Source organism: Streptomyces humi, assembly GCF_001005085.2.
In the GTDB taxonomy this organism is placed as follows: Bacteria; Actinomycetota; Actinomycetes; order Streptomycetales; family Streptomycetaceae; genus Streptomyces; species Streptomyces humi.
In genome coordinates, this window is record NZ_LBMU02000086.1 from 1 (window position 1) to 19,871 (window position 19,871).

At 71.8% G+C, this 19,871-nt stretch carries 19 protein-coding genes; 11 read left to right on the plus strand and 8 right to left on the minus strand.

What is annotated here, in order from left to right; genetic code table 11:
* Nucleotides 1-333 precede the first annotated feature (333 nt).
* From AAW13_RS33890 to AAW13_RS33900, 3 genes are all read left to right on the plus strand, one after another.
* Nucleotides 334-1,251: an MHYT domain-containing protein gene (locus tag AAW13_RS33890; protein WP_046732498.1), complete on the plus strand. Its 918-nt coding sequence runs from the start codon at nt 334-336 to the stop codon at nt 1,249-1,251.
* Nucleotides 1,252-1,315: 64 nt separating this feature from the next.
* Complete coding sequence (locus AAW13_RS33895) at nt 1,316-2,818, plus strand: metallophosphoesterase family protein (RefSeq protein WP_046732497.1); 1,503 nt, start codon at nt 1,316-1,318, stop codon at nt 2,816-2,818.
* 66 nt (nt 2,819-2,884) lie between these two features.
* The gene (locus tag AAW13_RS33900; protein WP_046732496.1) at nt 2,885-3,928 is read left to right on the plus strand and encodes an LLM class flavin-dependent oxidoreductase; all 1,044 of its coding nucleotides are present in this window, start codon (nt 2,885-2,887) and stop codon (nt 3,926-3,928) included.
* A gap of 1 nt (nt 3,929) precedes the next feature.
* Here AAW13_RS33900 and AAW13_RS33905 read toward each other — a convergent pair whose 3' ends face one another.
* A complete protein-coding gene (locus AAW13_RS33905) occupies nt 3,930-4,895 on the minus strand; it encodes a TauD/TfdA dioxygenase family protein (protein ID WP_046732495.1) in 966 nt (321 codons plus the stop codon).
* A 133-nt stretch (nt 4,896-5,028) separates the two neighbouring features.
* Between AAW13_RS33905 and AAW13_RS33910 the strand changes: the two genes are divergently transcribed.
* Entirely contained in the window at nt 5,029-6,006 is a 978-nt protein-coding gene (locus tag AAW13_RS33910) for an aminoglycoside phosphotransferase/kinase family protein (protein WP_046732494.1), read from the plus strand.
* Here the strand turns inward: AAW13_RS33910 and AAW13_RS33915 are convergent.
* The gene (locus AAW13_RS33915; protein WP_046732493.1) at nt 5,996-7,546 is read right to left on the minus strand and encodes a glycoside hydrolase family 32 protein; all 1,551 of its coding nucleotides are present in this window, start codon (nt 7,544-7,546) and stop codon (nt 5,996-5,998) included. The two genes, AAW13_RS33910 and AAW13_RS33915, sit on opposite strands and share 11 nt — an antisense overlap.
* Nucleotides 7,547-7,723: 177 nt before the next feature.
* On the opposite strand from AAW13_RS33915, the gene AAW13_RS33920 reads away from it, so the two are divergent.
* The 4 genes from AAW13_RS33920 to AAW13_RS33935 are packed head-to-tail and all read left to right on the plus strand — an operon-like array spanning nt 7,724 to nt 12,327.
* Nucleotides 7,724-9,133, plus strand: coding sequence for an extracellular solute-binding protein (locus AAW13_RS33920; RefSeq protein ID WP_046732502.1), 1,410 nt, complete (start codon nt 7,724-7,726; stop codon nt 9,131-9,133).
* The gene (locus AAW13_RS33925; RefSeq protein ID WP_046732492.1) at nt 9,130-10,083 is read left to right on the plus strand and encodes a carbohydrate ABC transporter permease; all 954 of its coding nucleotides are present in this window, start codon (nt 9,130-9,132) and stop codon (nt 10,081-10,083) included. The genes AAW13_RS33920 and AAW13_RS33925 overlap by 4 nt, the downstream gene beginning before the upstream one ends.
* 28 nt (nt 10,084-10,111) lie before the next feature.
* Nucleotides 10,112-10,966 (plus strand): carbohydrate ABC transporter permease, encoded by an 855-nt coding sequence (locus tag AAW13_RS33930; RefSeq protein WP_046732491.1) that lies wholly within the window; start codon nt 10,112-10,114, stop codon nt 10,964-10,966.
* Nucleotides 10,963-12,327, plus strand: a complete 1,365-nt coding sequence (locus tag AAW13_RS33935) for a glycoside hydrolase family 32 protein (protein WP_046732490.1) — start codon at nt 10,963-10,965, stop codon at nt 12,325-12,327. Before AAW13_RS33930 ends, AAW13_RS33935 begins: the two co-directional genes overlap by 4 nt.
* Here the strand turns inward: AAW13_RS33935 and AAW13_RS33940 are convergent.
* Nucleotides 12,290-13,354, minus strand: a complete 1,065-nt coding sequence (locus tag AAW13_RS33940) for a LacI family DNA-binding transcriptional regulator (RefSeq protein WP_046732501.1) — start codon at nt 13,352-13,354, stop codon at nt 12,290-12,292. The two genes, AAW13_RS33935 and AAW13_RS33940, sit on opposite strands and share 38 nt — an antisense overlap.
* A 100-nt stretch (nt 13,355-13,454) precedes the next feature.
* On the opposite strand from AAW13_RS33940, the gene AAW13_RS33945 reads away from it, so the two are divergent.
* Nucleotides 13,455-14,282, plus strand: coding sequence for an aldo/keto reductase (locus tag AAW13_RS33945; RefSeq protein ID WP_046732489.1), 828 nt, complete (start codon nt 13,455-13,457; stop codon nt 14,280-14,282).
* A gap of 4 nt (nt 14,283-14,286) precedes the next feature.
* On the opposite strand, the gene AAW13_RS33950 is transcribed toward AAW13_RS33945, so the two are convergent.
* Nucleotides 14,287-15,162: a helix-turn-helix domain-containing protein gene (locus tag AAW13_RS33950; RefSeq protein WP_046732488.1), complete on the minus strand. Its 876-nt coding sequence runs from the start codon at nt 15,160-15,162 to the stop codon at nt 14,287-14,289.
* A 161-nt stretch (nt 15,163-15,323) separates the two neighbouring features.
* On the opposite strand from AAW13_RS33950, the gene AAW13_RS33955 reads away from it, so the two are divergent.
* Nucleotides 15,324-16,199, plus strand: a complete 876-nt coding sequence (locus tag AAW13_RS33955; RefSeq protein ID WP_046732500.1) for an oxidoreductase — start codon at nt 15,324-15,326, stop codon at nt 16,197-16,199.
* Nucleotides 16,200-16,208: 9 nt separating this feature from the next.
* Here AAW13_RS33955 and AAW13_RS33960 read toward each other — a convergent pair whose 3' ends face one another.
* The 4 genes from AAW13_RS33960 to AAW13_RS33975 form a co-directional block, all read right to left on the minus strand.
* Nucleotides 16,209-16,679 carry a peroxiredoxin gene (locus AAW13_RS33960; protein WP_046732487.1) on the minus strand — a complete coding sequence of 157 codons (471 nt, stop codon included), beginning with the start codon at nt 16,677-16,679 and terminating at the stop codon, nt 16,209-16,211.
* A complete protein-coding gene (locus tag AAW13_RS33965) occupies nt 16,680-17,057 on the minus strand; it encodes a DoxX family protein (protein WP_046732486.1) in 378 nt (125 codons plus the stop codon).
* Nucleotides 17,058-17,122: 65 nt separating this feature from the next.
* Nucleotides 17,123-18,565 (minus strand): family 43 glycosylhydrolase, encoded by a 1,443-nt coding sequence (locus tag AAW13_RS33970; protein ID WP_046732485.1) that lies wholly within the window; start codon nt 18,563-18,565, stop codon nt 17,123-17,125.
* A gap of 147 nt (nt 18,566-18,712) precedes the next feature.
* Nucleotides 18,713-19,213, minus strand: coding sequence for a MarR family winged helix-turn-helix transcriptional regulator (locus tag AAW13_RS33975; RefSeq protein WP_046732484.1), 501 nt, complete (start codon nt 19,211-19,213; stop codon nt 18,713-18,715).
* A gap of 199 nt (nt 19,214-19,412) precedes the next feature.
* Between AAW13_RS33975 and AAW13_RS33980 the strand changes: the two genes are divergently transcribed.
* Nucleotides 19,413-19,832: an SH3 domain-containing protein gene (locus AAW13_RS33980; RefSeq protein WP_046732483.1), complete on the plus strand. Its 420-nt coding sequence runs from the start codon at nt 19,413-19,415 to the stop codon at nt 19,830-19,832.
* Nucleotides 19,833-19,871: the final 39 nt, after the last annotated feature.

Sequence of the window (19,871 nt, forward strand, 5' to 3'; positions counted from 1 at the left end):
CCTCCCTTCCGCTCCCACCCACTCCCCTTCCGCCCCCTCCGCCGGCCCCATCGGCCCCATCGGCCCCATCGGCCCTATAGGCGGTCGGCCCCATCGGCCCCATCGGCTCCGTCGGCCCCATCGGCTCGGTCGGCCCCATCGGTCTCATCGGCCTTATCAACTCGGTCGGCCCCATTCGGCTCCGTCGCCGTGGCCGGAAGTCGTCGTTGTGACGGGCGGGTCGGACGGTGCCACCCGAGGTACGGCCGGCGTCCTGGCGAACCTCCCGGCGCACGCCCCCGGCGCGTAGTACCTTGCCCCACAATGGCCGTGACTCTGGGGGGAGTTGCACATATGCACGGCACCATCGACGGGTTCCACTACGGCGCGGTCACTCCGGTGGCAGCCTATCTGATGGCCTGCCTGGGCGGAGCCCTGGGGCTGCGCTGCATCGTCAGGTCGCTCTACCACCAAGGGCAGTCATGGCGGCCCGGCTGGCTCGCGCTCGGGGCCGCCTCCATCGGCTGCGGCATCTGGACGATGCACTTCATCGCGATGATCGGCTTCCACGTACGGGAGACCACGATCCACTACGACGCCGGCCTCACCCTGCTCAGCCTCGCGGTGGCGATCGTGGTGGTCGGCATCGGCGTCTTCGCGGTCGGCTACCGCGGCGCGACCGCCGGGACCCTCGGGGCCGCGGGCGTCGTCACCGGGCTCGGCGTGGCCGCCATGCACTACCTGGGCATGTCCGCGCTCCGCCTCGACGGAGCGGTTCACTACGACGGGGTCACGGTCGCCCTCTCGGTGCTGATCGCGATCGCGGCGGCCACCGCCGCGCTCTGGGCGGCCGTGTCCGTCCGCGGCTTCACGGCGAGCCTGGGCGCCAGCCTGGTGATGGGCCTCGCGGTGTCCGGCATGCACTTCACCGCGATGGCCGCGGTACGCGTCGAGGTGCATCCGGCCTCCGTCACCGCCTGGCCGAGCACGTCGTCGACCTCGCTGCTGCTGCCCATGCTGCTGGGCCCGGCGGTGTTCCTGCTGCTGGCCGGGGTGGTGGTGATGTTCGACCCGCTGCTGGTGCTCGGCGAGGGCGACTGGAGCCGGGAGCCCGCGAAGCAGGACGCCGCACCGCCGGTCCGGGCGGCCCGCTCCCGGCCGCCGGGCCCGCGCGGCGGCCGCACTCCCAGGAGCCGGGACGGCCGCCCGACCCGCCCCGCGCCGGGCACCCCGGCGCCCCACGGCACCCCTTCGCACCCCGAGCGGTGGTGACCCGGCCCGCGCCGCGCCAACCCCCGCACCCCGGCACTTCGTTGATCGTTGCTACGGTTCCGGAGTGTCTGACTCCTCACGCGATACCGCAGAAGGCGCCGGCTGGGGCGAGGCCGAGCGGGGTGCCTACCGCCGGCTGATGCCGGACCATGTCGAGAAGCTGTTCTGGTTCGACCCCGGCACCATGTGGGCCGCCCGCAACGGCGTACTGGCGTCCTGGTTCGGCGACCCGACCGGCCGTACCCGCGGCCGCTGGGTGGCCGGGCGGGAGGCCGCCGGGGCACCCGCCGACAAGGTGATCAGGCGGCACGAGGGGGAACGCTTCTCGTTCATGGTGATCGGCGACCCGGGCGAGGGCGACGACTCCCAGTACGCCGTGGTGCCGGGCTTTCTGAAGGTGAGTCAGGGCACCGACTTCGCGGTGATCACGAGCGACGTCATCTACCCGGTCGGCACCACCGACGACTACGGCCCGAAGTTCTTCCGGCCATACCAGGACTACCCGGCGCCGATCTACGCGATCCCGGGCAACCACGACTGGTACGAGGACCTCGGCGCGTTCATGCGCGTCTTCTGCGACGACGCCCCGCCCCTCACCCCCGAACCGAAGCCCCGTCCGCTCACCCGGGCCTGGTGGCGCACCCTGCTGTGGCACCGGCCACGCCCGGCGGACGAGGAACTGCTCGCGCAGGCAAGGAAGTTGCGGGCGACGCCGGAACAGACGGCCGTACAGCCGGGCCCCTACTGGGCGATCGACGCCGGACCGGTCCGGATCGTCGGCATCGACACCGGCCTGCTGGGCACCATCGACGCCGAACAGGGCGCCTGGCTGCGCGAGGTGTCGCGGGGACCGCGCCCGAAGATCCTGGTCACCGGCTCCCCGTTGTACGTGGACGGCGCACACCACCCGTGCCCGATCGAGGGCGGCGGCACCGTGGACGACATCGTCCGCGACCCGGCGCACCACTACGTCGCGGCGATCGGCGGCGACATCCACAACTACCAGCGCTACCCCGTCGACGTGGACGGCCGCACCATCCAGTACGTGGTCGCGGGCGGCGGCGGTGCCTTCATGCACGCCACCCACACCATCCCCCGGGTCTCGGTCGCGAACGTCACCGAGGACGACTTCCGCTGCTACCCGCTGCGCGGTGACTCGCTCGCCTTCTACAGCCGGCTCTACGGCCGCCGGCTGCGGCTCCCCCGCCTCCTCACCCTCACCGCGGCGGAGGCCACGGCCGTGATCACCGAGCGGCTGGGCATCCGGCCCGGCCGCACCCCCACCGCGGACACTCCGGTCACCCGCCGCGCCCGGCTGGTCGCGACCCTGCTCGGCACCGGCAGCCGGCCGGACCGCGGCTCCCGGTTCCGGCTCCCGGTGAAGAAGATCTACACCCAGCTGTTCTCGCCTGGCTCGGTCAGCTACAGCCCGCCGTTCTTCAAGTGCTTCCTGCGTCTGGACGTCACCCCGGAGGCGGTGCGGCTGCGCTGCTTCGCCGCCACCGGCAACCGCCCGCAGGAACTGGACCCGCCGGTCGAGGACGAGATCGTCATCCCGCTCGCCTGATCACACTCCCGCAATGTTCGGGTGCCAGAATCGGGGCAGAACTGACGTACGACCGTTGGAGGACCCGTGCCGTCCACCCCCCGCCCGCTGCGCAGACTGGGCTTCCTCACCATCGGCCTGTTCGACGGCGCGGATCCGGGCAAGGGGCACGAGTCCACACTGGAGATCATCGAGCTGGGCGAGCGGCTGGGCTTCGACAGCGCGTGGGTGCGCCACCGCCACCTCCAGTACGGCATCTCGTCGCCCGTCGCCGTCCTCGCGGCGGCCTCGCAGCGCACCAGCCGTATCGAGCTCGGCACCGCGGTGATCCCGCTGGGCTGGGAGAACCCGCTGCGGCTCGCCGAGGACCTGGCGACCGTCGACCTGCTGTCCGGCGGCCGGCTCAACCCGGGTGTGAGCGTGGGTCCGCCCATGCACTACGAGCAGGTCAGGGAGGCTCTCTACCCGGACACGGCGGACCGCGAGGACTTCGGCTACGAGCGGGTGCGGCGGCTGCTGGACTTCGTGCGCGGCGAACGGGCCACCGACTTCAGCGGGGTGGAGGGCTTCGAGGTCTTCTCCGACGTGGTCCAGCCGCACTCCGCCGGTCTCGGACGCCGCCTCTGGTACGGCGGCGGCAGCCTCGGCTCGGCGCGCTGGGCGGGCGAGCACGGGATGAACTTCCTGACCAGCAGTGTGGTCAAGGCCGAGGGACCGGACGGCGCGGACGGCCCGTACGACTTCGCGGAGATCCAGCGCTCGCAGATCGCCGCGTTCCGGGGCCACCACCCCGACGGCGCGGCGGCCCGGGTCTCCCAGGGGCTGGTGGTGATCCCCACCGACTCCGCCACGCCCGAGCAGCGCGCCCGGTACGAGGCGTACGCGGCCAAGCGGCTGCCCCGCACCACGGCCCCGCAGGGTCCGGCGCGGCTGCTGTTCGCGCCGGACCTGGTCGGGACGTCGGCCGAGATCGCCGCGCGACTGCACGCGCACGCCGGTTTCCGCGAGGTGGACGAGGTGGCCTTCGCGCTGCCGTTCACCTTCGAGCACGAGGACTACGTCCAGATCCTCACCGACATCGCGACCCACCTGGGCCCGGCGCTGGGCTGGCGTCCCGCGGCGGCCGGCTGACTCACCAGCGGCGCGGCCGCGTGCCGGTGACGGGCTGCGACGGTTCGCCGTCCACGCCGACCGGTACCTCGCCGTGCAGCATCACCCGGTGCATGACGCGGGGGAATCCGAGATGGGCGCTGTCGCTGGGCGCGAGGTGGATGGTGGCGCGGTTGTCCCAGAAGGCGACGCTGCCCGGCTCCCAGCGGAAGCGGACGGTGTACTCCGGTCGTACGGCCTGTTCGAGAAGCATCCCGAGGAGCGCGGCGCTCTCCGGACGGGAGACGCCGACGATCTGCTCGATGTAGTAGCCGTTGACGTAGAGCACCCGCTCGCCGGTCTCCGGGTGGACGCGCACCAACGGGTGCACCGAGGCCACCTGGTGGTCCAGCAGGTGCCGGAGGTACGCGTCGTCGCCGGGGCGGGGCTGGTAGCCGACGCCGAGGCGGTGTTCGGCGCGCAGCCCGTCGGCGAACGCGCGCACGGGTGCGGAGAGGCCGGCGTAGGCGGCGGCGAGGTTGGACCAGGTGGTGTCGCCGCCGTACGGCGGGACGGTCTCGGCGCGCAGGACGGTCGCCGCCGGCGGGTCGATGCGGGCGCCGTGGTCGCAGTGCCAGCCGCGCAGCAGGGTGTGCCGACGCCGCTGGAGCCACTCCTCGTGCTCCATCCCGAAGCGGCCGCCCAGCTCCAGCCGGTCGGCGGTGGTCTCCACCTCCGGGAAGTCCGGGGGTGAGGCACCGCCGCGCCGTCCCAGGACCACGGGTTCACCGAAGCGCCGTGCGAAGGCGACATGGCCCGCGTGGTCCAGCCGCTGGTCCCGGAAGAAGACGACCTTCCACCGGAGCACGGCCTCCCGGATCACCCCGACCACCGCGTCGTCGAGGTCCTCGGTGAGGTCGACCCCGGTGATCTCGGCGCCGATGTGCCCGGCGACCGGGTGCACCCCGACCCCCGCGGTGCGCTCGGCCGTGCCCTGGTCCGTCGTCATGCGTGCTCCGATGGTCGTAGGTACCGCTTCCCCGAAGATCGTGACAGTCCGGCGCACTCCGCAAAAGACGTTGCGGAACGCGTCGGACGCGTGATGATCGCAGTGCAGCGGATCTTCACCGAAGGAGTGACCCATGCATGACACGGCCGACCTCATCGCCGAGCGCTACGGGCTCGGACCGGGCCCCTGGACCCTCACCCCCGTCACCCGGGGCGCGCTGGGCCGGATCTGGAAGCTCACGAACGCGGCCGGCACCGCCTGGGCCGCGAAGCAGCTGCTCTTCGGCTGCGACGAGGACGGCGTGGCGCGGGAGGCCGGGTTACGGCTCGCCGCCGAACGCCTGGGCATCGACTCGCCGCGCCTGTTCGCCGACCGCGGCGGCGCCCACGTCACCCGGGTCCCGGTCGCCGACGGCGTGACCCACGTGAAGCTGTACGACTGGATCGAGGGCACCCGGGCGGACCCCACGGACCCGGCGGTCCTGGACTGGTTCGGCCGGACGATGGGCCTGCTGCACCGGGCGGGCGCGGGCGCGACGGAGGCACCCGACGAGTGGTACGAGCGGTGCCCCGCGGAAGCCGACTGGCGGGACCTGCACGCGAAGGTGACCGAGGCCGGGCTGCCCTGGGCGGACGCGCTGGGCACGTTCATCGGCACGTCGGCGCGGGACCTGGCCCGGTGGGTGAGCCCGTCCGGCGCGGACGACCGGGTGATCTCGCACCTCGATCTGCAACCCCAGAACGTCCTGGCCGGCCCCGCCGGACCCGTGCTGCTCGACTGGGACAACGCCGGACCCGTCTCCGCGGAACGGGAGTTCGCGCAGGCCCTCTACGTGTGGTCGGGCGGCAACCGGGCGGACCCGGCCGCCGCCCGGCGCCTGACCCGGGCCTACCGGCGGGCGGGCGGCACCGCCACCGTCCGCGGCCCGGAGTCCTTCGCCATGCTCTTCGCCACCTCGCTGAACTACGTCCACGTCCAGGCCGAGGCCGCCGTGGACCCCCGGCTGACTCCCGATCAGCGCGAGTTCGGGAGCGGTGAGGTCGCCGCCCGGCTGGCCGACGTGCCGGACCTCGCGGCGGTGTCCCGGCTGGTCGCGGCCGTCACACCGTGAACTCCCTGACGACGGTGTTACGGAACACCGCAGGACCGCCGATGGTGAACAGCGCCAGCCGGTCGTCGACGAGATACGGGAACACCTCGCTGGAGTGTGTGTGCCGGCCGTCACCGACGAACATCTCCACGGAGGTGCGGTCGACGAGGATGCGCAGCTTCACCGAACCCGTGGAGAGGTCGAACGGGGTGTGGCTCTCCTGCCGGTCGCCACTGGTGTCGGGGTTCACGGTGTTCCGCCGGTTGAGGAACGCGTAGTCGCCGTAGACCCCGGCGTCGATGTGCCGACCGCCGTCCGGCGACCGGCGCAACTGCGCTCCCGCGCCGGTGACTTCGGACCAGGTGATCTCGGTGGTCAGCTCGTACGACGTGCCCCTGTAGTCGAGGAGGAGGGTGCCGTCGACGGTCAGGTCACCGAGATCGACCGTGCGGGAGACGTACGCGTCGAGCGCGGCGACGGGCTGGGAGGCGAGGTAGTAGCCGCCGTCGGAGGCATGCTTCAGGGTGACTTCGCGGACGATGGAGTCGGTGCCGTTGAAGCCGTCGCAGTCGATGGTGGGGGTGGTGTTCGGGTAGGCCCAGTCGTTGAGCCAGCCCAACGCGTAGCGTGCGGAGTCGTCGAGGACGCCGGCGCGGTCCCGCTTCTCGAAGGTGACGGCCGCGTACCAGTCCCAGCCGTGATCGAGCCACTGCGGGTCGGCGGCGTCGGCGGTGAACGCGCTGCCGTCGAAGGAACCGGTCCAGTAGGCGTAGGTGTTGGGCAGTCCGGAGCCGGTGCCGTCCGCGCTCACCCCCAGCACCCACTTGACGGTGCCGTCGTCGGCGGTGATCTCGAACAGGTCGGGGCACTCCAGGGTGCCGATGCCGTCCTTGACGAAACCGCCCGCGTAGGTCCAGGACCTGAGGTCCGCCGAGTGGTAGAAGCCGACCTTGTTCCGCTCGGCGAGGGCCATCACCCAGCGGTCGTCGACCTCGTCCCGGATCACCTTGGGGTCGCGGAAGTCGGCGACACCCGGGTTGGGCAGGACGGGGTCGGTGCCGTGGTCGGTGAAGGTACGGCCGCCGTCCGTGGAGTAGTAGAGGAACTGCTCCTGGTGGTCGGTGCCGCCGCCCGGTGACATGGTGACGATCACGATGACCGCGCCCGCCCCGAAGCCCGCCGTGTCACCGGTGTCGACGACGGCGGAGCCCGACCAGACGTCGCCGTTGACGGTGGTGTCCTTGGGTACGGCGATCCCCCGGTCGGTGAAGGAGACCAGGTCGGTGCTGGTGGCGAGGCGCCAGGCGGTGCCCACGACGCCGTCCAGGTAGTCGGCGTTGTAGAGGTAGTAGTAGTGGTACTCACCGTCGATCCAGACCGGGCGCTGGGGGTCGTTCTTCCACTGGTCGGGGACCGTGAAGTGGTAGGCGGCACGGTAACTCGCGCAGCCGCGCACGGCTTTGGTCCTGGGCTTGGCGGCGGCCGGTGTGGTGGGCAGCACTGCGGCGGTGGCCCCCGCGGCCGATCCGGCGAACAGTGCTCTTCTGGACAGCCCTGGCATCACGCATCGTCCCTCTCGTGTCAACCGGCCGTCCCTGCGGCTCAGAAGCCGGCCGGTTGAATCCAGGACTGTAGACCTAACTCGTTAAAGGTCAAGCTTTCGCGACCCTTGACAGGCCCCTGACGCCTTCACATCATCTGGGCATCGAACATTTCCTAAAACGAGTTAGGCATGTGGATGACCGACTCGCACCTCTCCCGCCGCGCCCTGCTGCGGTACGGCGCCTACGGGGCGGGGGCCGCCGCGCTGGCCGGCACCGCCGCGAGCTGGGACCGGCTCACCGGGGCCGACATACCCGGCCGGGACGACGGTTCACTCGTCGTGGCCACCCTCGGTTCCGCCTTCGACCCGGCCGCCGTGCAGGCGCTGAGCGCCGGCTTCCGGAAGCTCCATCCCGACGTCCCGCTGCGGGTGAACGCCGTGCAGGCCGTGGACTGGTCGGACTTCTTCGCGAAGATCCTCACCCAGATCGCGGCGGGCACCGCGCCCGACCTGGTCTACGTCGCCACCGAGGGCGTGCAGCTGTTCGCGCAACGGCTCGGGGTGCCGCTGGACCGCTGGGTGAGGCGCGACGCGGCCGAGCTGCGCGAGTACTTCGCCGACGTCCATCCCTCGCTGGTGGAGTCGATGATGTACGAGGGGAGCCTGCACCAGCTGCCGGTCGAGTTCAACGCGGCCGACATGTATCTCAACAGGCAGGTGCTGAACCGGGCCGGCGCGGGCTTCCCGCCGGCCGACTGGACCCGCGACGACTTCACCGCGCTGCTGCGCGAGATGAAGCGGTCCAGCGACTCCCATTTCACCCCGTACTTCTGGACCAACCGGCTGTGGGGCGGGGTGGTGCCGTGGCTGTTCGACAACGGCACCAACCTCCTCGCCGAGTCCAGGGCGCCCGGCGGGAGCTGGCTGTGGGACACCTTCTACCCGGCGGCCGACCGCGCGGGCCGGGGCGGTGGTTTCCGCTGGACCACCCCGCAGGCCACCTCCGCCCGGGTCGAGGAGACGTACGACTACCTCGCCTCGCTCATCCAGGAGGACCTGTGCACCCGGCCCGAGGGCGGCAACGGCACCAACCTGGTCGGGGTCTTCTCCACCGGCCGGGTCGGGGTGACACCGGCGGGCGGCTTCTGGGCGGGCGGTCTGCATCTGGCCGGGATGAAGGCAAACGCCTACGACGTCCAGTACTTCCCGCGCTGGCGTACCCAGCGCATGCAGTTCGGCGCGGCGGGCTACGCGATGCTGCGGACCTCGAAGAAACAGGACGCGGCCTGGGAGTTCATCAAGTACGCGGCCCGCAAGGACGTGATGACCGAGCTGTTCACGGCCAACCAGACCACTCCCGCCCGGCGTTCGATGCTGACCGCCGGCCGCTACCGGGAGACCGGCCCGACGCGCTGGCAGGTCTTCTACGACACCCTCGACAAGTTCCCCGACACCGGCCCGATCCCGGCTCCGCCGCAGGTCGCCGAGGTGACCGACGTGCTGCTCAAGTACACCGGGACGGCGCTGGCGAGCCCGCGCTCGGTGGCGCCGGCGCTGCGCCGGATGCAGGGCGATCTGGAGCAGGCCATGGAGCGTGCCCTATGACGAACACTCAGATCAGCGCCGGGCGGGCCCGTTCCGCGTCCGCTCCGCCCGCGGTGTCCGTGCGGCCGCCGGCCCGGGAGCGCGGCACGCGGTTGCTGACCGCGCTCTTCCTGACGCCCACGATCGTCGGGATTGTCGTCTTCACGGTCGTACCGATCGTCGGGTCGATCGTGCTGAGCTTCTTCGACTGGAACGTGATCGATCCGCCGAGTTTCGCCGGTGGCGCCAACTACCGTGAGATCGCCAGTGATTCGACCGTCCTGGTCTCGTTCCGTAACACCCTCGTCTTCATGGTGCTCGCGGTCGCCCTGCAACTGGTGATCGCGCTGTCGCTGGCCCTCACGCTGAACGGCCGGATGCCCGGCTGGCTGCGCTCGGTCTTCCGGTCGGCGTTCTTCTTCCCGCTGGTGCTGTCCGCCGCGTCGATCTCGGTGGTGATGAAGTACCTCTTCAACCAGGACTTCGGCGTGGTCAACTGGCTGATCGGGCTGTTCGGCATCGCGCCGGTGCCCTGGCTGACCTCGGAGCACGGGGCGATGGCCACGGTGATCATCGTCTATGTGTGGCAGCAGTTCGGCTTCTCGTTCCTGCTGTTCGTCGGGGGTCTGAACAACATCCCGAAGGAGATCCACGAAGCCGCCGCCCTCGACGGGGCGACCGGCCCGCGCAAGCACCTCGCGATCACGCTGCCGCTGCTGTCGCCGACCCTGCTGGTCGCCTCGGTGGTCGGCATCATCAACGCGCTCCAGGTCTTCGAGCAGCCCTACGTCCTGACCGACGGCGGCCCCGGCGACTCTACCCGCACCGTCGTGATGGTGATCTACGAACGGGCCTTCGAGCAGCTCCGCTTCGGCGAGGCGTCCGCGGTGGGCGTGCTGCTGTTCGTGCTGATCATGGCGGTGACCGCCGTCCAGTTCCGGCTCAGCCGGCGTTTCGTCCACTACCAGTGAGCCGGTGAGACCCTTGAGTCAAGCGACCATGAGCCAAGCGACCCCGACCCTCGGCAGCGTCCGGTACCGGCTGGCGCCCTGGGCGCGGATCGCCGGACTGACGGTGTGCGCGCTGCTGACGCTCGGTCCGGTCATCTGGACCGTCTCGACCTCCCTGCGCACCCCGGCCGAGTCCTTCGACCTGCCACCGCGGATCATCCCGGCCCACCCGAGCACGGCCGCCTACCGGGGCGTCTTCGACCAGATCGACGTCTGGCTGCTCGCTCTCAACTCCACCCTGGTGACCGCCCTGGTCGCGGCCGGCCAGATGGTCACGGCCGGCCTCGCGGGATACGCGTTCGCCCGCCTCGATTTCCGTTTCAAGCGACCGCTGTTCGGGCTGGTGCTGGCGACCATGATGGTTCCGCTCCAGGTCACGATCGTGCCGGTTTTCCTGGTGCTGAAGTCGATGGGCCTGACCGACACCCTCCTCGGCCTGATCGTCCCGGCGTTCCCGACCGCGTTCGGCACCTTCCTGATGCGGCAGTACTTCCTCGGCATGCCGAAGGACCTCGGCGAGGCGGCCATGCTGGACGGCGCGGGCCCCTGGCGGATCTTCCGGTCCGTGTACGCCCCGCTGGCCACACCGGGGCTGGCGATCGTCGGCGTGCTGGCCTTCAACTACCACTGGAACGAGTTCTTCCGCCCGCTCATCCTCGAGACCTCCGGCCAGAACTACACGCTGCCGCTGGGCCTGGTCTCCCTCCAGGGCAACCTGGGCACCGGCTCCGTCTCGGTCGTCCTCGCCGGTGTCGTGCTGTCGATGCTCCCCGCCGTCGCCGTGTTCCTCGTCGGCCAGCGCCCTCTCCGCGAGGGCATCACCTCCGCAGGAGTCAACCGTTGAGCCCCGCCGCTCCCCAGGACCCGAACGCCCCGCGGTTCCGGGTCCGCCCGCCCGCCAACTGGATCAACGACCCCAACGGCCCGTTCCGTTGGCAGGGCCGCTACCACCTCTTCTACCAGTACAACCCCGCCGCGCCCGTGCACGCGAACATCCACTGGGGCCATGCCTCCAGCCCCGACCTGGCCCGCTGGGAGCACCACCCGGTCGCACTGACCCCGACCCCGGGGGGCCCGGACGAGGCCGGCTGCTGGTCGGGGTGCGTGGTGGACGACGACGGCACCCCCACCGCCGTCTACACCGGGGTCGGCCACGACCACACCGGCCTCGGCACGATCTGCCTGGCGCGGGCCGCCGACCCGCTCCTCGTCCGGTGGCGCCCGGAGCCGGCCCCGGTCGTCGCCGCGCCGCCCGCGGGCCTCGACGTGGTGATGTTCCGCGACCCCTTCGTCTTCCGGCACGCCGGCCGCCGCCACGCCCTCGTCGGCGCCGGTCTCGCCGACGGCACCGCGTCCGTCCTGGTGTACGACTGCGACGACCTGACCGACTGGCGGTTCACCGGGGTCCTGCTCGACGGGGGCGACCCGGTCGCGGCGGACGCCTTCGGCGACAAGGCGGTGGGCTGGGAGTGCCCGCAGCTGTTCCGGACCGGCGACGGTGATCACGTCCTGGTGGTCTCCCTGTGGGACGGCGACCCGTGCTCGACCGGCTACCTGACGGGGCGTCTGGTCCCGGACGCCGGGGCGGGGCTGCGCTTCGAGCCCCGTGCCGGCGGGCGGCTCGACCACGGCCGGGACTTCTACGCACCCGCCGTGCTTCAGGAGGACGGGCGTGCCCTGCTGTGGGGCTGGTCGTGGGAGGCCCGGGACGCCCCCGGGGACTGGGCGGGTGTGCTCACCGCGCCCCGGGTCGTCGGCACGCGACCCGACGGCGGCCTGCGCGTCTCCCCCGCCCCTGAACTGGCACTCCTGCGGGCACCGGCCCCGTTCGGCGTGGGGCCGCTCCCGGTCTCGTACGACCTGGAGGTCACCGCGCACGACCGTACGACGGTGACCCTGCTCCGGTCGGCGGGCAGCCGGCTGACGATCCGGCTGGATCCCCGGCACGGGACCGTCACCCTGGACCGCACCGGCTGGCCGCGCGCCGGCCGGGAGGGCGCCGCGCCCGTCACTGTCGGCACCGCCCCGGACGCACGGCTCACCGTCCGGGTCCTCGTCGACGGCTCACTGCTCGAACTGTTCGTGGCGGACCGGGCGGCGGTCACCGAGAGGGTGTATCAACGACCGCGTGATGTGCGGGAGTTGACGGTCGAAGGGGATGCCGGGGTCATCGGGTGGGAGCTTGTCCCACCGACGACCGGCTGACCACCGGGCAGGCGATGCGCCGGACGGTGGCGGGCGGGGTGCGGCCGGTGTCGATGGTGTCGAGCAGCAGCCGGGTCGCCGCCTCGCCCATCGCCCGGTGCGGCAGGGCGACCGAGGTGAGCGGCGGGGTGAGGAACGCGGCCATGTGTTCCTGGTCGTCGTAGCCGATCACCGACAGGTCCTCGGGTACGGCGATGCCGAGCCGGGCCGCCGCGTGCAGGACCCCCGCCGCCACCCGGTCGTTGTAGCAGAAGAGGCCGGTCGGGCGGTGGTGCGGGGCGGCACCGTCGAGAAGCCGGGCGGCGCCCTCGTAACCGGCCGCGATCTCGCCTCCGGTGCGCACGACCCACTCCTTCGGGAGCGGCACGTCCTCGGCCCGCAGGGCGTCCCGGAAGCCGCGCAGCCGTTCGACGGAGGCGATGTCGCCCTGGCCGCCGACCATCGCGACCCTGCGGTGCCCGGCCGCCAGGAGCAGCCGGGCCGCCGTCCGGCCGCCGGCCCGCTCGGCCGGGACGACGGCGGGCAGCGAGTCGTCCTCGGGCAGGCAGTTGGCGAGCACGGAATGGGTCCGGTGCAGGCCCTCGGGGACGCGCACCCGGCGCAGCGACATCGCCGCGTAGATGATGCCGTCGACGCGCCGGTCGAGGAGTTCGGCGACGGCCGCGTCCTCCTTGGCCGGGTCGCCGCCGGTGTCGATGGTGAGGACGAGGTGGTCGTGGTTCCAGGCGGTGTCCATGGCGCCGCGCAGCAGCCGTCCGGCGAAGGGTGAGGACGCGATCTCGTCGGTGACCAGTCCGATCACGGCCGTGCGGCGACGGCGCAGGCCACGGGCGACGGGGTCGGGCCGGTAGCCGAGTTCGACGGCGGCCGCCCGGATGCGTTCCTGGGTGGCGGGTGACAGGTTGCCCTCGGCGCGGCCGTTGAAGACGAAGGAGACGGCCGTGTGCGAGACGCCGGCGCGCCGGGCCACGTCCTTCGACGTGGGCCGTCCACCGCCGCCGCCGTTCCTGCCCTCGCCGCCGCCCATGCCGCCCGCTGTCCGCTCGTCGTGCCCGCTCCGCTTGATCACCGCTCACCCTATCCGTGAGGGTGGGAACTGGACACAGTCGAGAGAAGGGCCCATCGCGATGAGTATTCCGGTGTACACGCTCAACGACGGCACCACGATCCCCGCCATCGGCCTGGGCACCTGGCCGATGGACGACGCGCAGGCGGAGCGGGCCGTCCGGGACGCGCTGGAGACGGGTTACCGGCTCGTGGACACGGCGGTGAACTACCGCAACGAGACCGGCGTCGGCCGGGGTGTCGCGAGCAGCGGTGTGCCCCGCGAGGAGGTGCTGGTCACGACGAAGCTGCCGGGGCGCCACCACGGGTACGAGGAGACCCTCGCCTCGTTCGAGGAGTCGCGGCGGCGGCTGGGTCTGGAGTACGTGGACCTGTACCTCATCCACTGGCCCAACCCCCGGGTGGGCAAGTACGTCGACTCGTGGCGGGCGATGGTCAGGCTGCGCGAGGAGGGTCTGGTGCGCTCCATCGGCGTCTCCAACTTCACCGAGGAGCATCTCGGCCGGCTGGAGAAGGAGACCGGGGTGCTGCCGTCGGTGAACCAGGTGGAGCTGCATCCGCTGTTCCCGCAGGAGGAACTGCGGGCGTTCCACGCGGAGAAGGGCATCGTCACCGAGAGCTGGAGCCCGCTCGGTCAGGACGGGCGGCTGCTGAGCGACCCCGCGATCGTCGGCGTGGCGCAGGCGCTCGGGGTGACGCCGGCGCAGGTGATCCTGCGCTGGCATGTCCAGCTCGGGGCCGTCGCCATCCCGAAGTCGGCGGACGCCGGCCGGCAGCGGACGAACCTGGACGTGTCCGGTTTCCAGCTGCGGGACACCCAGATGACGGCCGTGTCCGAACGCGTCCACCAGCGGCTGGGCGGTGACCCGGACGGACACGAGGAGTTCTGATCCGCTACTCCTCCATGCGCTCCCGGGAGGCCTCCCGGCCGGTCCCGGTCGCGGTGAGGCTCCCGAGGATGTCGATGAGTTCGGCGTCGCGGCTGCCGGGTTCGGCGTGGAAGACGACGAGGGCGAGCCCGTCGGTGCCGTCCATGACGAGTTTGTCCGAGTGCAGTTCCAGGTCGCCGACGAGCGGGTGGGTCAGCCGGCTGACCCGGCCGCGCAGCGGCCGCACCTCGTGCCGGGCCCACAGGGTGCGGAAGCGCTCGCTGCGCAGCGAGAGGTCGCCGACCAGGTCGCGCAGGCGGGGGTCGTCGGCGTCGCCTCCGGCGTAGGCGCGCAGGGTGGCCACGCCCTCCCGGGTGAGGTCGTCCCAGTCCCGGCGCAGTTCCCGTTCCGCGGGGTCGAGGAAGACGGCCCGCAGCAGGTTGACACCGGGCCGGTAGTTCGGGGACAGCGCCGTGCACAGCGTGTTGGCGGCGAGGCAGTCCCGGTAGCGGTTCTGCACGTAGGCGGGGTTGCGGGTCCAGCCGTCGATGAGCTGAAGGATGCTGGCGGGCACCTGTTCGGTCCGGTGCGGGGCTCGGGTCCGCGGATCCCGTACGCCGGCGGGCCGGTCCTGGGCCAGGGACACCAGGTGGGCGGTGGCGTCGGGGTCGAGGCCCAGCACCCCGGCGAGCGCTTCGAGCACCTGCACGGAGGGGTTGCGGTCGCGGCCCTGCTCCAGCCGCAGGTAGTAGTCGGAGCTGATGCCGGCGAGCATCGCGACCTCCTCGCGGCGCAGCCCCGGTACGCGGCGCAGGCCGCCGCCGGGCAGCCCCACGTCCTCGGGCCGCACCAGGGCGCGGCGGGCCCGCAGGAACTCACCGAGCGCGTTCGAACCGTCCACGCCCCCACCCTACGGTCCGGCCCGCCGCGGTGCCTGGCCCTGGCACTCCCAGGAACACCGGGGCTTAGCCACGACGGAGGCGGTCGCCGCAGGGTGGTCGGTGAGGAGAGGGAACACCGGTCCCGCCGGTGCTCCCCGGCACTTCCGAGAGGCACGACACCATGACCGCACAGCTCGCCGGAACCCTGACCCCGGCGGACGGCCTGACCCTCACCCGCGTCGGCTACGGCGCCATGCAGCTCGCCGGGCCGCACGTCTTCGGCCCGCCGAAGGACCGTTCGCGGGCCGTCGCGGTGCTGCGCGCCGCGGTCGCCGCGGGCATCACGCACATCGACACCGCCGACTTCTACGGCCCGGTGGTCGTCAACGAGATCATCAAGGAGGCCCTGCACCCCTACCCGGCGGAGCTGCGGATCGTCACCAAGGTCGGCGCCCGGCGGGCCGCCGACGGCAGCTGGGTGGTGATGCGGCACCCCGAGGACCTGAAGGCGCAGGTGTACGACAACCTGCGCAGCCTCGGAGTGGAGGCCCTGGACGTGGTCAACCTGCGTCTGGGGGACATGGACACCCCGAACGAGGACCCGGTGGCCGAGCAGTTCGGCGCGCTGGCGGAACTGCGCGAGGCGGGTCTGGTCCGGCACCTGGGGCTGAGCACGGTCTCCGCCGGGCAGCTGGCCGAGGCCCGGGCGATCGCGCCCGTGGTCACCGTGCAGAACCTGTACAACCTGGCCAACCGGCAGGACGACGCGCTGGTCGCGCGGACCGCGGCCGAGAACATCGCCTTCGTGCCGTACTTCCCGCTGGGCGGTTTCAGCCCGCTCCAGTCCGAGACGCTCAGCAAGGTCGCGGACCGGCTCGGTGCCTCGGCGCAGCAGGTGGCACTGGCCTGGCTGCTGCAACGCTCCCCGAACATCGCGCTGATCCCGGGCACCTCCTCCCCCGGGCACCTGCGGGAGAACATCGCCGCCGCCTCCCTGGTGCTGCCGGGGGACGCGGTCGTCGAACTGGACGGGATCGGCCGGCGGGCCGCGGGCTGACGACCGGGCTCACTCCCCCGCGTGGGCGCGGAGCGCGGCGAGGGCCCGGTCGGCGTGCGTGTTCATGCGCAGTTCGCTGCGGACAACCTCCAGGACGGTACGGTCCGGGGCGATGACGAAGGTGGCCCGCCGGGTCGGGGCGAGCGAGAAACCGCGCTTGACGCCGAACAGCTCCCGGACCGTGCCGTCGGCGTCGGAGAGCAGCGGCATGCCGAGGGTGTGCTTGCCGGAGAACTCCTGCTGCCGCTCCACGGTGTCCCCGCTGATCCCGACGGGCCGGGCGCCGGCGGCCGCGAACTCGCCCGCCAGGTCCCGGAAGTGGCAGGCCTCCGCGGTGCAGCCCGCCGACAGGGCCGCCGGGTAGAAGAAGAGCACGACCGGCCCGTCGGCCAGCAGTTCCGTGAGCGTCCGGACCGTACCGGTCTCGTCCGGCAGCGCGAAGTCCTCGACCGTGGTTCCGACCTCGATGGTTCCGGCCATCTAGCGGCCCTCCTCGTCACGTGCGACACCGCGCGCCCACAGCACCAGGGGGACCTGGAGCGGCAGCCGGGCGAGGGCCGCGGTCCGGTACGGTTGCGGCCGCTTCTGCCAGTCGACGGCCATCTGCACGTTGGCGGGGAACACGCCGACGAAGAAGGCGGCGGCCGCCCGGGCCGCCGCCGCGCGGGTGCGCGGCAGCGCGATCCCCGCGGCCAGCGCCAGCTCCACGGCCCCGCTCCCGTACGTCCAGGTCCGCGGCGACCCCGGCAGGGCCTTGGGGATGGTGGCGTCGAACTGCTTCGGCACGGCGAAATGGGCGACACCGGCGGCGGCCAGCAGCCCCGCCAGCAACAGGGGTGAACGTTCGGACCGGGACACGCAGCCTCCTCTGACGACCTGCGCCGGATATTACCCGGCGGTACGGTCCCGGTCCGCGCCGGGCCCTACTCCTGGTAGTAGGTGGCGTCCTGCTTGTCCAGCGTGGTGCTGACCGTCCGGACGTAGAGCAGGTTGTCGTAGTGCCGTACGTACCGGCCCGGGTAGTTGTACGACTCCAGGGAGAGGCCGGCCGGGTCGGCGAGGCCGGCCCGCTGGTGGAACGAGGCGTCGCCGTCGAAGGTGGCGGTGCCGTCGTCCTTCTCCAGCCACACCTCGAAGTTCCTGTGCCGCAGGTAGTAGCCGGGGTAGTTGGCCGACTCCAGCGAGACGGTGCCGGTGCCGGCGAGTCCGCTGACGATCCGGAACTGGGAGTCGGCGAGGTCGGTCACGTTCGCCTCGGTCCGCGCGCGGAAGTCGTAGTGGCGGATGTAGCGGTCCGGGTAGTTGTACGAGGAGAGGCGGACCGGGGTGACGCCGTCGGCGACCGGGACGCCGAAGTCCGGGGTGCCGTCGGCGTTCCAGTAGATCTTCTGCATGCGGGTACGGCGGTTGGGGTCGTTCAGCGGATCGCCGGTGATGTCCTTGTAGTTGCGGTCGTGGTAGACGAGGACGTCCGACTTCCCGTCCTCGGAGACGGTGAACGAGTTGTGCCCGGGCCCGTACTGCGAGGTCGCGGCGTCGGTCTTGAGGACGGGCGTCGGGCTCTTGGTCCAGGAGGCGGCGTCGAGCAGGTCCGAGGACGCGGACGCGGTGAGCATGCCGAGGCAGTAGTTGGCGTCGGTGGCGCTGGCGGAATAGGTCATGAAGACCTTGCCGCCGTGCTGGACGACGGCCGGGCCCTCGTTGACCTTGTAGCCGACCGTCTCCCAGGAGAGCGTGGGCCGGGAGATCTCCACCGGAGTGCCGCTGATGGTCCAGGGGTTGGCCAACTCGGCGATGAAGAGGCTGGTGTTGTTGTCCTCGGAGGGGTTGTGCTGCGCCCACGCCAGATAGCGCACGCCGTTCACGACGAAGGTGGTGGCGTCGAGCGAGAAGCTCTCCCAGGCGGTGGTGATCTGGCCCTTCTCGGTCCAGGTGCCGGTGAGCGGGTCGGCGGCGTCGGTCTCCAGGACGTACATGCGGATCGCCCAGACGTCACTGGTGGAGCCGGCGGCGAAGTACACGTACCACTTGCCGTCGATGTGGTGGATCTCGGGCGCCCAGATGTGTGCGCCCATGACACCGCCGGCGTGCTTGGTCCAGATGGTGGTCTCGGGGGCGGTGGCCAGGCCCTGGAGGGTGGCGGCCCGGCGCAGCACGATCCGGTCGTACTCGGGGACGGTCGCGGTGAAGTAGTAGTAGCCGTCGGTGTGTTTGTAGATGTGCGGGTCGGCCCGCTGTTCGGCGAGGGGGTTGGTGAAGGTCACGGCGGGAGAGGAGGGGACGGCCGCGTGAGCGGGGGTGGCGGTCAGGATCAGGGCGAGTGCGGCCAGGACGGCGGTCAGCGCCCGGCCGATGAGACGTCTCACGGTGTGGAGGGTTCCTTCCGGCGGCCAGCATGTTCGTAATATCGAACGACGTACGGAACTTCGACCGAAAGGTAAGGGGGTGGCAATGACACGTCAATGGGTCGGACGTGCCGGGTTGAGATCCAAGGGCCTTGCGGGGCCGGGGTGTCACCCCTCGGCGGGCTCGTCCTCGACCGCGTACGACAGGAAGTCGTCCACCATGCGGTGGAAGAGCACGGCCAGCTGACGCAGCTCCTCGGGCCGCCATTCCCCGAGGGCCAGCTGCATGCCGCGGGCGCCGGCGTCCCGGACCCGGTCGACGGCCTCCCGGCCGGCGTCGGTGAGCTCGATCCGCTGGGCCCGGCGGTCGTCGGGGTCCGGGACGCGGGTGACATGGCCCGACCGCTGGAGCTGCTGCACCGTGCGGGTCACGTGCGACGCCTCGACTCCGAGCCGCTGCGCCAGCTCCCCCGGGCGCAGCGGCTCGGAGTCGGCGACCTGGCGCAGCAGTGCCACCGCGGCCCGGTCCAGCGGGACGCCCGCCAGGGTCATCAGCCGCTCGTGCTGACGGGCGCGGGTGCTCAGATAGGTGATGCGCGTCAGAGCGCGCTCGATCTCCACGACCTCCGGGGTCGCGGCGGGGACGCTGGACAGCGGTTCCGTGGACATACCGGCCAGTTTACCATGTCGTTGCGTAACTCAAGTAAGTAGCCACTCGTCTCACCGCCCGTGCCCCACGCCCCCCGTCCCCGGGAACGTCCCACGCGTCCCCGGGCACGCGGGGACGACATGGCGCCCGCCGGTCACGGCAATCCTCCCCATCGTGATCACGCTTCGTGGTCACGAGCACGACAGCACGGAGGTTTCCATGTCCCGTCGGATCCTGAAGAACGGCCTGCTGGCCACCGTCGCGGTGTTCGCGTTCCTGCCCACGGCCGGAGCCGCCACCGCGAGCGCCGCCACCCCGATCCCCGCGCCCCAGGGAATCGTGCAGTACTACAACTACACCACCCTGCCCGCCCAGGTGGCCCGCCCTCACCACCGGCACTACGGGTACCGCGGCGTCGGCCGGGTCACCACGCACCACGTCCGCCTCAACGTCCGTTCCGGCCCGAGCACCCGCTACCGCGTCGTCGGCCACCGACACAGCAACCGGCTCGTCCCGGTGACCTGCAAGGCGTACGGCGGCTCGGTGCGCGGCAACCACACCTGGTACCGGCTCCCGCACCGCGAGGGGTACGTCGCCGCCCGCTACGTCCGGGTCGGGCACGCCGTTCCCTGGTGCTGACACCCCCGCGGCACTGACGCCCCGCTCCCGCCGTACTCC

What these genes read in the sequence shown, in the direction of transcription:
- AAW13_RS33925 (WP_046732492.1), top strand. Translation starts at nt 9,130, where the DNA reads ATGACGAACACTCAGATCAGCGCCGGGCGGGCCCGTTCCGCGTCCGCT.
- AAW13_RS33930 (WP_046732491.1), top strand. Translation starts at nt 10,112, where the DNA reads ATGAGCCAAGCGACCCCGACCCTCGGCAGCGTCCGGTACCGGCTGGCG.
- AAW13_RS33940 (WP_046732501.1), bottom strand. Translation starts at nt 13,354, where the DNA reads ATGGGCGGCGGCGAGGGCAGGAACGGCGGCGGCGGTGGACGGCCCACG.
- AAW13_RS33960 (WP_046732487.1), bottom strand. Translation starts at nt 16,679, where the DNA reads ATGGCCGGAACCATCGAGGTCGGAACCACGGTCGAGGACTTCGCGCTG.
- AAW13_RS33975 (WP_046732484.1), bottom strand. Translation starts at nt 19,213, where the DNA reads ATGTCCACGGAACCGCTGTCCAGCGTCCCCGCCGCGACCCCGGAGGTC.
- AAW13_RS33920 (WP_046732502.1), top strand. Translation starts at nt 7,724, where the DNA reads ATGACCGACTCGCACCTCTCCCGCCGCGCCCTGCTGCGGTACGGCGCC.
- AAW13_RS33910 (WP_046732494.1), top strand. Translation starts at nt 5,029, where the DNA reads ATGCATGACACGGCCGACCTCATCGCCGAGCGCTACGGGCTCGGACCG.
- AAW13_RS33915 (WP_046732493.1), bottom strand. Translation starts at nt 7,546, where the DNA reads ATGCCAGGGCTGTCCAGAAGAGCACTGTTCGCCGGATCGGCCGCGGGG.
- AAW13_RS33980 (WP_046732483.1), top strand. Translation starts at nt 19,413, where the DNA reads ATGTCCCGTCGGATCCTGAAGAACGGCCTGCTGGCCACCGTCGCGGTG.
- AAW13_RS33955 (WP_046732500.1), top strand. Translation starts at nt 15,324, where the DNA reads ATGACCGCACAGCTCGCCGGAACCCTGACCCCGGCGGACGGCCTGACC.
- AAW13_RS33905 (WP_046732495.1), bottom strand. Translation starts at nt 4,895, where the DNA reads ATGACGACGGACCAGGGCACGGCCGAGCGCACCGCGGGGGTCGGGGTG.
- AAW13_RS33890 (WP_046732498.1), top strand. Translation starts at nt 334, where the DNA reads ATGCACGGCACCATCGACGGGTTCCACTACGGCGCGGTCACTCCGGTG.
- AAW13_RS33945 (WP_046732489.1), top strand. Translation starts at nt 13,455, where the DNA reads ATGAGTATTCCGGTGTACACGCTCAACGACGGCACCACGATCCCCGCC.